13 protein-coding genes and 1 pseudogene are annotated in these 16,144 nt (G+C 40.6%); 11 read left to right on the top strand and 3 right to left on the bottom strand.

Annotated elements, in window-relative coordinates; translation table 11 throughout:
* The first annotated feature begins 61 nt into the window (after window positions 1-61).
* From ACN6MY_RS15705 to ACN6MY_RS15695, 3 genes are all read left to right on the top strand, one after another.
* A complete protein-coding gene (locus ACN6MY_RS15705) occupies window positions 62-274 on the top strand; it encodes a hypothetical protein (protein WP_141770088.1) in 213 nt (70 codons plus the stop codon).
* A gap of 129 nt (window positions 275-403) precedes the next feature.
* Window positions 404-823 carry a hypothetical protein gene (locus tag ACN6MY_RS15700; protein ID WP_419881030.1) on the top strand — a complete coding sequence of 140 codons (420 nt, stop codon included), beginning with the start codon at window positions 404-406 and terminating at the stop codon, window positions 821-823.
* Between the two features lie 53 nt (window positions 824-876).
* Window positions 877-1,158, top strand: coding sequence for a DUF5658 family protein (locus tag ACN6MY_RS15695; RefSeq protein ID WP_419881029.1), 282 nt, complete (start codon window positions 877-879; stop codon window positions 1,156-1,158).
* 40 nt (window positions 1,159-1,198) lie between these two features.
* On the opposite strand, the gene ACN6MY_RS15690 is transcribed toward ACN6MY_RS15695, so the two are convergent.
* Window positions 1,199-2,389 carry an alanyl-tRNA editing protein gene (locus ACN6MY_RS15690; RefSeq protein WP_419881028.1) on the bottom strand — a complete coding sequence of 397 codons (1,191 nt, stop codon included), beginning with the start codon at window positions 2,387-2,389 and terminating at the stop codon, window positions 1,199-1,201.
* 151 nt (window positions 2,390-2,540) lie between these two features.
* On the bottom strand, window positions 2,541-2,984 hold the full coding sequence (locus ACN6MY_RS15685; protein ID WP_419881027.1) for a GNAT family N-acetyltransferase: 444 nt from the start codon (window positions 2,982-2,984) through the stop codon (window positions 2,541-2,543).
* 267 nt (window positions 2,985-3,251) lie between these two features.
* Here ACN6MY_RS15685 and ACN6MY_RS15680 point away from each other — a divergent pair.
* The 5 genes and pseudogenes from ACN6MY_RS15680 (at window position 3,252) to ACN6MY_RS15660 (ending at window position 8,823) form a co-directional block, all read left to right on the top strand.
* A pseudogene (locus ACN6MY_RS15680) lies at window positions 3,252-4,123 on the top strand (S1 RNA-binding domain-containing protein).
* A gap of 329 nt (window positions 4,124-4,452) precedes the next feature.
* Entirely contained in the window at window positions 4,453-5,250 is a 798-nt protein-coding gene (locus tag ACN6MY_RS15675; RefSeq protein WP_419881026.1) for a LysM peptidoglycan-binding domain-containing protein, read from the top strand.
* Between the two features lie 128 nt (window positions 5,251-5,378).
* Window positions 5,379-7,499: a DNA helicase RecQ gene (gene recQ, locus ACN6MY_RS15670; RefSeq protein WP_419881025.1), complete on the top strand. Its 2,121-nt coding sequence runs from the start codon at window positions 5,379-5,381 to the stop codon at window positions 7,497-7,499.
* Between the two features lie 80 nt (window positions 7,500-7,579).
* On the top strand, window positions 7,580-7,786 hold the full coding sequence (locus ACN6MY_RS15665; protein ID WP_071352874.1) for a cold-inducible protein YdjO-related protein: 207 nt from the start codon (window positions 7,580-7,582) through the stop codon (window positions 7,784-7,786).
* 842 nt (window positions 7,787-8,628) lie between these two features.
* On the top strand, window positions 8,629-8,823 hold the full coding sequence (locus tag ACN6MY_RS15660) for a cold-shock protein (RefSeq protein WP_071352875.1): 195 nt from the start codon (window positions 8,629-8,631) through the stop codon (window positions 8,821-8,823).
* Between the two features lie 112 nt (window positions 8,824-8,935).
* On the opposite strand, the gene ACN6MY_RS15655 is transcribed toward ACN6MY_RS15660, so the two are convergent.
* A complete protein-coding gene (locus ACN6MY_RS15655; protein WP_419881024.1) occupies window positions 8,936-9,841 on the bottom strand; it encodes a YitT family protein in 906 nt (301 codons plus the stop codon).
* A 190-nt stretch (window positions 9,842-10,031) separates the two neighbouring features.
* On the opposite strand from ACN6MY_RS15655, the gene ACN6MY_RS15650 reads away from it, so the two are divergent.
* The 3 genes from ACN6MY_RS15650 (at window position 10,032) to ACN6MY_RS15640 (ending at window position 15,962) form a co-directional block, all read left to right on the top strand.
* On the top strand, window positions 10,032-12,314 hold the full coding sequence (locus ACN6MY_RS15650) for an ATP-dependent DNA helicase (protein WP_419881023.1): 2,283 nt from the start codon (window positions 10,032-10,034) through the stop codon (window positions 12,312-12,314).
* Between the two features lie 96 nt (window positions 12,315-12,410).
* Entirely contained in the window at window positions 12,411-14,579 is a 2,169-nt protein-coding gene (locus ACN6MY_RS15645; protein WP_419881022.1) for a PAS domain S-box protein, read from the top strand.
* A gap of 207 nt (window positions 14,580-14,786) precedes the next feature.
* A complete protein-coding gene (locus ACN6MY_RS15640) occupies window positions 14,787-15,962 on the top strand; it encodes an MFS transporter (RefSeq protein WP_419881021.1) in 1,176 nt (391 codons plus the stop codon).
* The last annotated feature ends 182 nt before the right edge of the window (window positions 15,963-16,144 follow it).

Genomic DNA, 16,144 nt, shown 5'->3' with positions numbered 1-16,144 from the left:
ATAAAAACATGTTTACCTGCAGGGCTAGAGAGGGGAAATAATAGAGACGCGAATTTTAAAAATGCAGAAGGGACTGGCAAAAGAAATGAAACTTAAAGTAGGATTTTACTTCGATGGAGGCAAAGAGCTTTCTCATGTGGTTGAAGGTGAAGATACCACGCAAATGATTACAAACATACAAAAACATAAAACGTACAATATGGTCAAAGGTGATACACATTATGTGGTGGATACAGAAAAAGCATCATATTTTTATGTGGAAGAAGTACAATAAAGCTAACAAAAAACCGCTGAACAGCGGTTTTTTTGTCGGAATTTTTCTTTGCTATATTTTCCCTTTTTTTGCTCTTTTAAATTTTTTTATGTTAGTATGATAACAAACCTATGAAAAGGGAGCAGAAAGATGAAAATCAACCTATCAAAACAACAATATACAACGCTGCTCAAACTTCTGCAATACGGATATTGGGTAGAGGATTCCAGCAGTCTGGAAGGTGCAAGCCAAGAAACCTTCGAACTCGAACAATATTTATTGTCCCTTGCAGGGGAGTTCGAAAGTAACCAAGTAATCCATAATGTTGAGCATGAATTGTATGAGCTGAATGAAGAAAATGCAAAAAGGATTCAAGAATCCATAGCTGCTTATGAAGAAATGGTTTTTTGGGATAAGCTGGCTTATTATATGGCTCAAAAAGATATTAAGGAAAGTCTGGATGGAAAAGCAAATCTTGAAGAAGTGACACATCAGCTGATAGAAAGAGAAAAATTTTATCATGACCATTTTGCTGAGCATGGTACAGCATTCTTGAAACTGCAAAAATAACATGAACTAAAAGTGATGACGAATATGATTGGATAAGAGAGGGTAGCTCCGCCATGCCGATACTGATTTTTCTGTTAATCCTTATTGACACTATCTTTACGGCAGCTGGGATCTCGCATAATATAATCGGAGAAGCAAATCCTGTAATGGCTTATATCATCGATGTTAGCCTCGTGTTATTTGTTCTCATTAAGCTATCCCTGCCAATCTTCCTGATTGTGTTTTATAGAAAAATCAAGGCTGGATGGATTCACGTTTTATTGAAAGTGGCAGCAGCCCTTTACCTTTTAGTAGACCTTTATCACTTGCTGTGGATCGTGCCGCTGTATATCTAAACAAAAACCCCTCCATTGGGGTTTTTGCATGTTACAGTTATTACTTTCTGCATCCCTCGGTGTCCTTTAACTGGCCAGCAGAAAACTCAAGGAATTCTAATGCTGCATCAGAAGAGGGAAAGCCTGCTTGTGCTGACTTATCATTTCCTCCGCCTTTTCCGCTGAATTGGCTAAGGTGCTGTTTGAAAAAATTCCCGCATGAAAAAGGTGAAAAACCGTTATGGTACATAACCAGCTTATTTTCTTTGAGGGATGCAAAGATGATGAAAATATCATTTTCGGCAGCAAGCCTAGCAGCAAGGGTTTGAAGTTCGCGTAATGATTTATCTTCAAAGATATGTGAAAGAACACCATTTTCTATTTGTGATAACAATTCTGAAGCCAGATAGGAATCATTTTTTTCTTTAAGTTCCGCGATTTCAGCTTCAAGCAATGTTTGGTTTTGCTGCCACTTTTCAAACCGGTCAAGGATATCACTTCTTCCGGTATTGAATTTTTTGGATAAAGCTCCGAGAATACCAAGTGCATCATTATAATCCTCCAAAGCTCTATTTCCGCATTTAAAGTAAATTCTAGTGAAGTCTTTCTGTTTTTCTGCTTTAAGTATTTTGATGATTCCTATTTCCCCTGTTCTTGCCACATGGGTTCCGCCGCATGCATTGAATTCAATTCCCTCGATTTCTACAATGCGGATATTTTCAGTAACCTTAGGCATTTTTACAAGAGTCAATTCTTTTAATTGATCATTAGTGACAAAATAGCTATGTATCTTTCTGTTTTGATATATTTGCTCGTTCACTTTTTTCTCAAGGTCTGCCATTTTCTTTGAATCAGTCAATGAACCGTCAACATCAATGCTGCAGTCGTCTTTGCCCAGATGGAAGCTCATTGTTTTTGAACCGAAGAGCTGAAGGCAGACGGCAGAAAGCAAATGCTGGCCGCTATGGTGCTGCATATGATCATATCTTCTGCTCCAGTTAAGCACACAGGATGCATGTAAGTCACAAGGAATACGCTCCAGCTGATGAAGCACTTCTCCGTCTTCATTAAACACATCCAAAACAGGTATTCCATTGATCGTGCCTGTGTCTGATGGCTGCCCGCCGCCATGCGGATAAAATGCGGTTTCCTCCAAAATGGCGAAGATTCCTTCTTCTCTTTCAATAACCCTGGTGATTTTTGTCTCCCATTGTCTAGTGTAGACCTTGCCGTAAAACAATTTATTTGTCATATGTTTAATCCTTTCTTCATTCATGGTTCAATATATGAACAGCTGCTTGTTGGAGGAGTGACCGTTATATGGAATTTTGCAGAATGAATGTCAATGAGACTGAAAATCTGGCTCTTGTTGTTATTGAAAAATCTCCGTGCTGATGGCATCATCATCCAAAATCCAGCATTTTAAACATCACAATGTGCTCGCCGATATGGGGGATTTCAAATATATCGCCTGCCGATTGAAGCCCAAGCTTTTGATAATATTTCGACGCGCTAAGCCGTGCATTGCACCACCAGGCATCGGCCTTCCGTTTTCTGAGTACCTTTTCAGCATACAATATAAGTGAGCGGCCCGCACCGATCCCCTGAAACTCCGGAAGACAGGCCATTCCCCGAAGCTGGTAATGGCTGCTTCCTGGAATGTCAGGATTCGGACTCTTTAAAAAAGTGGCGATGCCTATCAGCATTTCATTTTTGAATGCTCCGAAATGCAGGGTATCGATATTGAAATCGCAGTCATATTTGCAGGCATCAAGAGGCTGATTGGGTCTTAAAACACTATGTCTGATGCTGTAGGTATCTTCGGGCTTTATCTCAAGGATATTCATACTTTCATCCTCCTTTTCATTCCTTTAAATTATAAAACATTTGTTAAACGGTGAACAGCTGGTGCATGTTTTTTGGGGTTATGGAAATTTTTTATATACAACAACTGATATAAATGATAGATTCGAATATGCCGGTAATGAGAGCTATCAACAGGAAGAGCTATAGAGCAAAATTTTTTTGCAGGAGCATGACTCACTGATTGAAGTGCTGCAATTTTTGGTACAATATAAACATAATGAAAGCAGTTTTGGGAGGATAACACATACATGGATTACATTCAGGCTGGAAAAGCAGTTGAATTAGAGATAGAACGAGAAGCAGAATTTGGTTTGTTCCTGACAGACGGAGAAGAAAGTGTCTTGCTTCATAAAAATGAAATGAACGAGCAGGATGATTTGGAAATTGGACAGGATGTAAAGGTATTTATCTATCATGATAAACAGGGACGGCTTACAGCAACAAGAAAAATCCCACAGGTTACCCTGGATTCATACGGGTGGGCGGAAGTTGTCAGTGTGAAAAGGAATCTTGGTGTTTTTGTCGATATCGGAATTTCTAAAGACATGCTGGTATCACTTGATGATTTGCCTAATTTGCAGCATTTATGGCCAGCAGAAGGAGACCGGTTATTCATTTCACTTAAAACGGACCGCCAAGAAAGGTTATTCGGGAAACTTGCCACTGAGGATATAATGGCAGATTTGTCTGTACAGGCTCCTCTTAAGGGAATCAGGAACGCAGCTGTTAAAGGGAATGTCTATCGGCTGCTTTTGGCCGGATCTTCTTTATATCAGAAGAAGGATATCGCTGCTTCATCCATGAAAGTGAAAGAAAAGATGAGCCAAGGCTTGGCCAGTATGTAGAAGGCAGGGTTATAGACAGTAAGGAAGACGGCACATTGAATGTTTCGCTTCATCCATTCAAGCAGGATAAAATGGACGAAGATTCAGAGGTAATCTACAAGTATCTTATGAATAGGGGCGGTGCGATGCCTTATGGAGATAAAACACTCCCTGAAGATATTTCCTTCCATTTTGGCTTAAGCAAGGGTGCATTCAAAAGAGCTTTGGGGAAATTGATGAAGGAAGATAAGATATATCAAGAAGAAGGCTGGACATATTCTTCTGACCGGAGATAAATGGAACACATTACCCAAGGTTTTTCCGGGAATCATTGCAATTGCCCCTCGTTGGGGGACAGCGGAGCATATCCGCTGTTTTTTTTTTGTGCAAAAATCCTCTCTAAACAGATATATAGGACCAATGGATTAGTCAGATCATTAATTCAGTGCTAATGAGGGAAGTATGAATTATTTTTTCAGAATAATCAGACGTATTGTTACTTTGCCGTCATATAGCTGATATCTTTGTCATCAGAGTTTCATCTTCCTGTTCTTTGCTATGAAAATATTTATGTTACGATTAATTCCGTTAGCTTGTAACAAGCTGAACAAGGAGGTAACTACTTATGAAAAAAACATTCTTAACTTTTGCAGCAGTAGCTGCTATATCCGGTGCAATCGGCACAAACGCACATGCACAGGATGTGAAAGTAAAAAATGGAGACACATTATGGGGACTTTCTCAAAAATACCATGTATCAATAGATGAATTAAAGTCCTTGAATAACCTTACTTCAGATACTATTCAACCTGAAGATGTACTTAATGTTTCAAGCAAAGAGTATTATTCAATTAAATCAGGCGATACTCTTTGGCACATAGCCAATAAATATCATGTATCAGTTGAAAACTTGAAAGCCTGGAACCACCTGCATTCAGATTTAATCCAGCCAAACCAAAAATTATCTGTTTCATCTAACGGAACCACGGCTGCATCAGAACCAAAACATGCGAATAGAGCATCCGTGAAACAAGAAGCACAGCCAAGCCGCGAGAAGGCTGAGCCAGCACAGACGCAAACAAAGGCTGCCGCTACAAATGAAAAAAGCGAGGCACCTGCCGAAAAACAATTCGCCAAGGAATTGACAGTAACGGCAACCGGCTATACAGCAAGCTGTAAAGGCTGCAGCGGAGTGACCGCTACAGGCGTCGATTTAAAAGCTAACCCGGAAGCTAAAGTCATTTCAGTAGACCCAAGTGTCATCCCGCTCGGCTCTGAAGTATATGTAGAAGGTTATGGATACGCGACAGCCGAAGATATCGGCGGCGGTATTAAAGGAAACGAAATTGATATCTTCTTCCCTAAAGAACAAGATGCGTTAAATTGGGGCAGAAAGCAAGTACAGGTCAAAGTCATTAAATAAAATACTTTCACATAGATTCGGGGCACAGAGAAATTCTGTGTCCTTTTTCATGTCGCACTTTTTTTGAAGAATAACTGGATACAGTGTAAAATAGAAGTGAAATGTAAAGTGAAAATGGAGGGATAGGAGTGATTGAAGAAGCTCAGGAATATCTTCAGAAATATTTTGGGTATGAAACCTTCCGTGATGGACAAAAAGAAATCATCAGCAAGGTTTTATCAGGTAAAAATACTGCCGGAATAATGCCCACTGGGGGAGGGAAATCGATTTGCTATCAAATACCGGCGCTGGTTCTGAACGGACTCACCATCGTAATATCCCCGCTTATCTCCTTAATGAAAGACCAAGTGGATTCTCTTCTTTTAAATGGCATTGAAGCAACATTTCTTAATAGTTCTATTTCTGCTAAGGTAGCATCAGACAGGCTCTCGGGAATTGCCAATGGATTGTATAAGCTGGTTTACATAGCGCCTGAAAGGCTTGAATTGCCTTCTTTTTTGCAGGAGCTGCAACGATTTGATATTTCAATGGTGGCAATAGATGAAGCACACTGCATATCCCAGTGGGGACATGATTTCCGGCCGAGCTACCTGAAAATAAAAACGCTTATTAAACAGCTTCCATCCAATCCGGTTGTCCTGGCTCTTACAGCTACAGCAACACCTGCAGTAAGAAATGATATCTGCCAATCCCTTGATATCGAAGAATCAAATACAGTCTTTACCGGTTTTGAAAGAAGCAACCTGAGTTTTGCTGTTGTAAAGGATGAAAATCGCAATCAATATCTGAAGCGGTATCTTTCCGAAAATCAGCATGAGTCAGGAATCATTTATGCTTCAACAAGAAAAGAGGTCGACCAGCTATACAGCCGTCTGGCTAAAGGCGGCTTTAAAGCCGGCCGTTATCATGCAGGCATGAATGAGCAGGAGAGATCGCAGCAGCAGGAACAATTTTTGCAGGATGACATCTCGCTTATGGTTGCCACTTCTGCTTTTGGCATGGGCATCGATAAATCCAATGTTCGCTTCGTTGTTCATTATGGAACACCAAAAAATATGGAAAGTTATTATCAGGAAGCTGGCCGTGCAGGACGTGACGGTCTCGATAGTGAGTGTATCCTGTTATACTCTCCTCAGGATCTGCGCCTGCAGAGGTTTTTAATAGACCAGTCCGAATCCCGGCCGGAATGGAAGGATCTCGAGCTGAAGAAGCTGAATGCCATGAAGGATTACTGCTTCACAGAAGGATGTCTTCAGGCTTTCATTCTCCGTTATTTTGGCGAAGAAAATCCAGAGAACTGCGGGCATTGTGAAAATTGTAAAGACAACAGAAATTCGGTAGATGTAACGACAGAAGCACAAATGGTATTATCCTGCATGATCAGAATGGGAGAGAGGTTTGGCAAAACCCTCATCAGCCAGGTGCTGACAGGATCAAAAAATAAGAAAGTGGAGGACTTCAATTTCCAAAAGCTATCGACATATGGAATATTGAAGAACAAATCTGCAAAAGAAGTTGCTGATTTTATTGACTACCTCACTTCAAAGCAGTTTATCGAGATGACTGGGGGCCAATTTCCAGTATTGAAGGTAACAGACCAAGGAAAAGAGGTTCTTCTAGGCAAACAAATGGTCATGCGCAAGGAGCTTTCCGTTATTACAACCATTTCTTCCGATAATCTTCTATTTGAAGAGCTGCGGCAGCTCCGTAAAGAAATTGCCCAGGAAGAAAAGGTGCCTCCATTTGTCATTTTCTCTGATGCCTCTTTAAAAGACATGTCTGCCTCGCTTCCGGTCACGCCTGAAACTTTTATTACTGTAAAAGGAGTCGGCCAAAAAAAACAGGAAAAGTATGGGCGGATATTCATCAGAAAAATCCAGGAATACCTTGCGAAAAATCCGGAATTAAGTCATCCGGCTGATGAAGCCATTAAGAATCGGGAAACTAAGGGAGAACCTTCTTATCTTGAAACATTCAGGCTTTTTAAAGAGGGAAAGAGCATTGAGGAAATTGCAGTGCTAAGAGGCCTGGCGGAAATCTCAGTTGAAAATCACCTCCTTAAATGCGGGGAAGAGGGAAGAGATGTTGACTGGCACAGAATCTTGCCTGAATCAGCAAACATGCAGATACTTGATATGGTTTCAAATATTGGAGCTGAAAAACTCAAGCCTCTTAAAGAAGCCTTGCCGGAGGAAATCAGCTATTTTATGATAAAAGCTGCATTATTAAGAAATAGTGTTGAAATATAATTGACCTTCCATATGAAAATGCTTTTTTAATAAATAATCCGATGCATTACTGCGTATACTGTTAAAAAAGGAGGTTACTCATGTATTTTGCAAAAAAGAATCAAGAGGAACCCGTTACTATCATCGAAGATACAGTAGTATATGCTTGTGCGTCGGAAACATGCAATGGATGGATGCGGAAGGATTTTGTCACGGACAATCTTTCTTGTCCAATGTGCGGTGAAAACCTTGTAGAGGAAATCAGGGAATTGCCTCAAATCAACAATGATTACAATGCTTACAGATAAAACCGGAAAAATGCTGCATGCAGATATTCTTTACCTCTGCAAAAGAATATCTGCAGCAATCCCGATAAGCCGAATCAAACTTTAAGGGTTTGTTGACTTAAAGGCAAAACTATGTTATTATAAGAATTCAGGTGTTGGAACATGATAAACACCAAGAGGGTAATTTAAAGACATTTTTATTAAAGTAAGTGTATAAGCCATAATGCAAACAGCAGAAGCCGTCTGAATGGCCAAGAGTTGAGTTTAGCAATATTTGAAAATAACGGATTAACAACCCTAAAGTTTTCCTCAGGTAGTTTTATTCTTCTTATGAAATTTACTTCTATTGGACAATCATCCCCTATTCGTCATTTCGACAGTATCCTTTAATAAACATGTTTAAGTCTAAACCTGATTCTCACAGGCGCGGTCTAGGAACCGTATTGATGGGAGAGAGGAAGGGCTTTCATTGTTTTAGGTTAGACCGGAAAAATTACTCTCCTGCTCATTATTTCTGCTGCGTTTTCCGTTAAAACGCAGAAAGGCAGAAAAATAGCAGAACATATCAGCTCACACGCTGATTAAAGAAAGCTGCCTTACACCAAAAAGGCAGCTTTTTTATGCAGTGCAGCAAAGAGCCACTGCCGTACACGCATGCAACCGCTATTTGTTTCTTAATGGTATTGGTGCCATTTTAAAGAGGAGCAGGCACTTCATATGATAGGCTTTTTATGGTATAATAAAATAGAAACATGTGTTTAGACATGGCTCTATGTGCGGAGCTGACATCTTGTTCCAGTGAAATGAGAAAGATTGTTTCTAAAAAGCACGATAATCAAATCAAATCCAAGGAGTGAGATGCTTTGTATAAACGCAATAACGTCGAAGAAGTACCACCTGAAGAAACAAAGGTCTGGGAATGTACATCAGAGGACTGCAAGGGATGGATCCGTGATAATTTCACAAGCAGCGACAAGCCTAGCTGTCCGCTGTGCGGCAGTGAGATGAAAGAAGGAACAAAAATGCTGCAGGCGATAAACAACCCGAGAAATAAATAAATATCAAAGAAGGCACACTCCGGAAGTGTGTCTTTATTTTGCTTGAAATACCATCTGAAAAAAGCCTGCAGCTTCCAAGTTCGCTAATGAACTTAAAACTGCAGGCCACTTGTTAATGAATATCTTTTTTCTTGAAACGCCCTCCGCGTACTTCAGCAATGTCTCCTACTGCAAGAAAAGCCGAAGGATCGAAATTAGTGACAATATCCTTTAATTTGGCTTCTTCCAGACGGTTGATTACACAAAAAATCACTTTCTTGTTATCACGGGAATAAGCGCCTTCTCCTGTCAGGTAGGTTACTCCGCGTCCCAGACGGTTTAGGATGGCTTCGCCAATTTCTTCGTATTCATCGCTTATGATCCAGATGGATTTGGATTCATCCAAGCCGGCAATTACGATGTCCATTGTTTTGTAAGCGGCGAAATAGGCTAATATGGAATACATAGCACGATCCCATGAGAACACAAATCCCGCGCTGCCCAATATAAACAAATTGAAAAACATAATGATTTCGCCTACTGAGAATGGAACCTTTTTATTGGCGAGAATAGCCAATATTTCAGTACCATCCAAAGAACCGCCATATCTAATGACAATTCCGACTCCAACACCTAGAATAATTCCGCCAAATATGGTGGCAAGCAGGATATCCTGAGTAAAAGCAGGTACGGGGTGAAGCAATGCAGTTGAAATGGAAAGGATGAAAATTCCATAAAGAGTAGAAATAGCGAAGGTTTTACCGATTTGTTTATACCCGATAAAAAAGAACGGAAGATTCAATACGAAAATGAAAATACCGAGCTTTAATCCCGTTAAATACGATAGCATAATGGATATGCCTGTGATTCCTCCATCGATTACATTGTTTGGAACCAGAAAAATTTCCAGGCCAACGCTCATGAGCACCGCCCCGAGCGTGATCAGCAGCCCCCGCTGCAAAATCTGCCTTTTTGTCAGCTTTCTGTGTGCTTTCTTCTCAACCAGTTCTGTAAGACTTAAGCTTGCTGTATCTGCCATCAGCATGCCCCCTCCTTATAAAAATATATGTATGTACAACTTAAGTATAAACAATTTACTAAAAATATTATAGTATTTTTACTTTACACCCTGTTTTGGGCTCTTATTTTAATAAACAAAACCTTCCAGGTTATCATGTCACTTTCTTCGATTAATTATCAATAAACTTAAGGGAAAGCAGGGGGAATTCATGAAAAATTATAAAGTCTCTGTAAGGACTCTTGCAGAATATGTTTATAAAAGCGGGAGCATAACCTCTGGTTTCAGGGCCGCCGCATCGCTGTCAGAAGGCACGAGAATTCACCAGAAAATCCAAAAACAATACGGTGAACATGATTTAAAGGAAGTGCCTCTGACGCTTGAGCATACGTATGAGGATATTGTTTTTTTCATTGAGGGAAGATGCGACGGCTTGCTGGCAGATGGCCATTCCTATACCATTGATGAAATCAAAAGTACTGCCTTGGATTTGCACACTCTGTCAGAAACCAATTATCCGGTGCACTGGGCGCAGGCTAAATGCTATGCTGCCATGTTTGCCTTACATCATAATCTGGACGAAATTGGCGTTCAGCTTACATATGTTCAAAAGAACACGGAAGAAATAAAAAGATTCAAAGTGAATTGCAGCAGGCAGGAGCTGGCTGCTTTTCTGGAAGATATGATGAAGGGATTTTATCACTTTGCCAATTGGAAGCTTGAGCATCTTGAAGAAAGAAATAAGGCTTGCAGAGATTTGTCATTTCCTTTTGAAAATTACCGTGGCGGCCAAAGAAAGCTTGCTGGAGCCGTTTATAAGACCATAAACGAAAAAGCTAACTTGTTCGCTAATGCGCCTACAGGAATCGGAAAAACAGCCTCCACCATATTTCCCAGCTTAAAGATCATGGGACAAGGCGAATGCCAGAAAATTTTTTACCTGACAGCCAAAACAATTACCCGCCAGACTGCTGAAGACACTTTTTCCTTAATGATGGACCGGGGCTTAGTGTGCAAAACGGTGACAATAACAGCAAAGGATAAAATCTGCTTTCATGATAACGGCAGCTGTAATCCAAATGAATGCGAGTTTGCAAATGGCTACTATGACCGTGTTAATAACGCGATGCTGGATATTTTAGAACATGAACAGCTGATTACAAGGAGTGTGATTGAGGAGTATGCCAAAAAGCACAAGCTCTGTCCATTTGAATTTTCGCTCGACCTTGCCTATGTCTGTGATGCGGTCGTATGTGATTATAATTATGTGTTCGACCCAAGGGTGTCATTAAAAAGGATGCTTGATGAGCAGAAAAAGGACACCGTGCTGCTTGTGGACGAAGCACATAATTTAGTGGACAGAGCGAGAAGCATGTTTTCGGCAGAATTATATAAAACTCAATTTTTGCAGATAAAGCGGGAAAATAAATTAAATGAGCCTGCTATTTCGCGCGCTGCTAAAAATATCAATCGGTACTTTATAGAGGAAAAAAAGTCGCTTGATAATCGCTATAATAAAATCATGCAGAATTTGCCTGATGATCTTTTAGAAGGTCTCGAAGCATTCATTGAGGCGGCTGAACCCTTTCTGCTGGAGAGGAGTGGCGGAGTGGAACATGAAGACCTGCTTCAGGGCTATTTTGATGTTCAAAACTTTCTAAAGATTTCTAAGCTTGTTGATGAGCATTATTCGATATATTTTGAAATACAGCAGAATGATGCAAAGGTCAAGTTATTCTGCCTGAATCCTTCAACACTGCTGAAAAATATTCTATCTGGATTCTGCTCTGCCATTTTATTCTCTGCTACTCTCTCGCCAGCAGGATATTTTATGGATATGCTTGGAGGAGGCGAGGAAGATTATCGGATTTCGGTGCCTTCTCCGTTTACAGCAGATCAAAATGAAGTGCTTATCAGCAGGATTTCCACCAGATACCGCGACAGGGAAGAATCTATAGACCGGATTACAGACTTGCTTATAAACATTCTTGACGGAAGGAAAGGGAATTATCTGGTATTCTTTCCTTCCCATCAATACATGAACAACGTGTATGGCGCATTTACAGCAGCATCTGCTGTGAAAACGATCATTCAAGGCAGCACTATGACGGAAGATGAACGGGAAGATTTTTTGAACTCTTTTCAGGAAAACAAGGACAGATTATTTGTTGGATTTGCTGTATTGGGCGGGATATTTTCAGAAGGAGTGGATATGAAGGGTGACCGGCTGAGCGGCGTAATCATCACCGGAGTGGGCTTGCCGCAGATTGGTTTTGAACGTGATATTATTAAAAGCCATTTTCAGGATCAGGGGAAAAACGGCTATGATTATGCATATGTTTTTCCAGGGATGAATAAAGTGCTGCAAGCTGGCGGAAGGCTGATCAGGTCTGAGGAGGATCATGGGCTGATTGTTCTTGTTGATGACAGATTCCTGACTGCCAAATATCAAGGCATGCTGCCGGAAAACTGGGGAAATTATAACTTATATTAACACCTTTGCTCATTTCTTTACATTGAAAAAGGAAGATATATAATAAGAGGGCAGTATCAATCTGCATTACTTCATATAGAAAGGTGATATCAATACATGAGCCAGATTATTGAGTCATCTAATCCAATTTTGCTATTAGTGGCTGTTATCCTTACATTTATGGCTTCTTATACAAGTATAGATTTATTGATTCTTTTGCGTACCTCTGAAACCAATAAGCGGTTTTTATTTCTTGGCGGGAGCTTTTCCATGGGAATGGCCATCTGGACCTTCAACTTCTTTGGAATTTTGGCTTTCGACCAGAACGGGGCGGGAGCATACAACATTCCAGTTACTATTTTATCAATGGTGCTTGGCGTTGCTCTTGCTGGAATGGGATTTATGTTTGTTTCAACTGAAAAAATCAGGTTTTTGCATGTCTGCTGCTGCAGTCTTCTCCTGACTTTGTCTGTGCTGTCCAATTATATTATCGGGATGTATGCCCTGAATAACGGGATTTTTTATCATCTTGCCGTTCTCTCGGGTTCGTTTCTTTTAATCATGGCCATGTTTTTATGTTCGTTTATGATTCTTTTTTATGCGAACCATTGGAACCGCAAAAATAAGCTATGGTTCAAGCCGCTGAGCACCTTAATCGTTACAATTGCTATTGCGGAAGGCCATTTTTTATTAGCCAGGAGCATGCCTCCAAAAGAGCCGATCAAAAATGTGGAACAGCTTGTGAACGGTACACCGTTTGTTATTAATCTGGTCTTTTTTGTATCGGTCCTCATTGTTGCAGGACTTGTCGGATCCGCGATGATCATGAACAAACGCCTGGCAAAAAGCGATAAATATTTGCGGGACTTCCGCTATGCACTTGATCAGTCTGCTATTGTAGCCATAACGGACAGTGAAGGAAAGATAACCTATGTCAATGATAAATTTGTCCAGATTTCTAAATACAGTGAAGAAGAACTGATGGGGAGAAGCCATTCTATCATAAGTTCAGGCTATCACACACAAGCATTTTATAAAGAAATGTGGCAAACGATTTCCAGCGGGGAAACATGGAAGGGTGAAATTTGCAATAAAGCAAAAGATGGTACGCTTTATTGGGTGGACACCACGATCGTTCCTTTTATGAGAAGGAAAAAGCCTTATCAGTATATTTCCATTCGCACGGATATCTCGGCACGAAAAAGGGCCGAAGCCGACTTAAAGGAAACAATGAAGGATATCCGTGATATTCATTATGCGCTTGATCAATCTGCCATTGTTGCTTTTACGGACGAAAAAGGGAATATAACAAAGGTGAATGACAAGCTTTGTGACATTTCGCAATATTCTCGGGAAGAATTGATAGGCAGAAATCATAATATCCTTAATTCCGGCTATCATTCCAGAGAGTTTTTCCAAGAGATGTGGAGGACCATCTCTAGCGGAAATGTCTGGAAGGGGGAGCTGCGAAATCGCTCTAAGGACGGTAACTACTATTGGGTAGGAACGACGATTGTCCCATTTTTAGATGAAAACGGGGAACCTTATCAGTATATTTCAATAAGAACGGATATCACGAAGAGGAAAGAAACGGAGGATATGCTGCACAGGCAGGATAAGCTTGCAGCTATCGGCCAATTGGCAGCAGGTGTGGCCCACGAAATCCGGAATCCGCTGACGACAATTAAGGGCTATGCCGAATATTTGCAGCTGGATGAGCAAAGCGGTGAACGAAATGAATATTTAGAGATCATTTTAGATGAAATTGAACGGGTCAATGATATTGTGGAGGATTTTATGGTCCTTGCGAAGCCTCAAAGTATCAATTTGGAAGAAGAAAACATGGTATCCATTATCCAAAGTGTTTTTTCTTTCCTGGAAATAGAAGCAAAAAAGAAAAATATCTCCTTTTATCTCGAATATAATCAGGAAAACATCATGGTTCGCTGTGATAAAAACAGAATCAAACAGGTTTTCCTGAATTTTTCCAGAAACTCGATGGACGCCATGCCGGATGGAGGAACGATTAAAGCGGCCATTCAAATAAAAGGGCAAAATGTATCAATTATATTTAAAGATACAGGCGGCGGAATACCTCTTGAAGCTCTGGAAAAACTCGGTGAACCTTTTTTTACCACTAAAAGTACGGGCAATGGCCTAGGGTTAATGGTCAGCTATAACATTATTGAAAATCATGGCGGCACGGTGGAGGTTGAAAGTGAAATAAATAAAGGTACAGCCTTTCATATTGAGCTGCCCGCAGCAAACGGAAAACAGGAGCAATAATGCTTCTGTTTTTTTGTGAAGGGCTCTTTTAATTTCAGATGCAGGCACAGTCACCCTAAGGCGGGGCGGTGACTTGCCTCCCGGAGGAGATATAATCTGCAAAGAGCTTTAGTTAAAATTGGGAATAAATCTAAACTTTCGAAAAAATGGCATTTTAGTATTCGATATGTTAATTTTGAATTATCATACATCGGAGGAAAGTGACTTTTGAAAAATCCTGTAAAAGCAAACATGCTCAAATTACAAGCCTACTATCTTTTTTCCTTTTTTGCAGTAGGAAGCTTAACACCGCTTCTTAGTGTTTATTTAAAGGAAAGTGAAAGAATGAATGGATATCAAATCGGGACCATCATGTCTATAGGGCCTATTATCATGATTATATTTCAGCCTATCTGGGGAATGGTCTGCGATATATCCGGAAAGCCATCTAAAGTGCTTTCACTGACAGCTTTTTTTGCTGGTTTTCTCGGCTTAGGATACTTAGTGCTTCATTCTTATTTTCCCCTCGTCATCCTGGCAGCATGCCTTGCTGTCTTTCAAAGCGCCATCATTCCCGTATCAGACAGTATTTCCCTTAAATACACAGCAAAAGAAGGGTGGAATTACGGGAACATCCGCCTATTTGGATCACTTGGCTTTGGCATAGCGGTATTTGTAATGGGGCGCCTTTCTGAAACCCCGATAGGTTTGACAGTCATTTTCTACGCTTTCTTTATTGGGCTTACAGGAGCAGCAGGGCTTGCGCTCCGTCTGCCTGAAGAACCTGCCGCAGTTAAAATAAAGCCTGGAACCGGTATGAAAGAGCTTTTTTCCATCCCTCGGTTTGTCATTTTTTTAATCGTTACGTTTCTTGTTTTTGGACCGAATTTGGCCAACAATGTATATTATGGCTTGTTTGTAGAAGCAAGAGGAGGCACATATACTGGCATCGGAATTGCCTTTTTGCTTGCCGTGCTTTCTGAAATTCCTTTTATGAGGCTAGCCGGAAGATGGATCAACCAATGTGGCCTGTTGCCGGTTGCCTTGATGGCTGCCTGTGCTTCACTGCTTCGCTGGACGTTTTATTTTTATGAACCTGGTTTGACTTTGGTATATATATCATCTATTGTTTCGGGATTTTCTCTTGGGCTTTTCATTCCCGCTGGACTTCAATATATATCCAAAATCGTCCCCGCTCATATTACTGTAACCGCCGTAACGATTTATTCCGCGTTTGGGAATGGCCTGGGCAACTGGTTCAGTACATTTGCCGGCGGCATATTGCTTGAAAATAGCGGCATTTACAGCGTATATCTCCTATTTGCAGGCATGTCGCTGCTCGGTATGCTTCTGACAGTCTGGCTGATACTTAAAGAAAAAAGCTCTGTTAAAGCTCCATGCTGATTTTGTCCTGAATGTGACAGGAGCGGAAGGGATAAACACAACCGGGAAAAGCGGGTTAAAGGATAACCATTACTGCACCCAAGCTGAAATCTGCATGGCGAAGAATCAGGATTTAGATTAAAGGCTGCCTTCAAAAATCAGGATTCAGCATTGTTCATATGCTCCTGATTAAGTGCCCCTGA

Source organism: Peribacillus sp. B-H-3 (genome assembly GCF_048572925.1).
In the GTDB taxonomy this organism is placed as follows: domain Bacteria; phylum Bacillota; class Bacilli; order Bacillales; family DSM-1321; genus Peribacillus.
The sequence above is the reverse complement of the archived record's forward strand: the minus strand, read 5'-3'. Positions and strand labels throughout refer to the sequence as shown.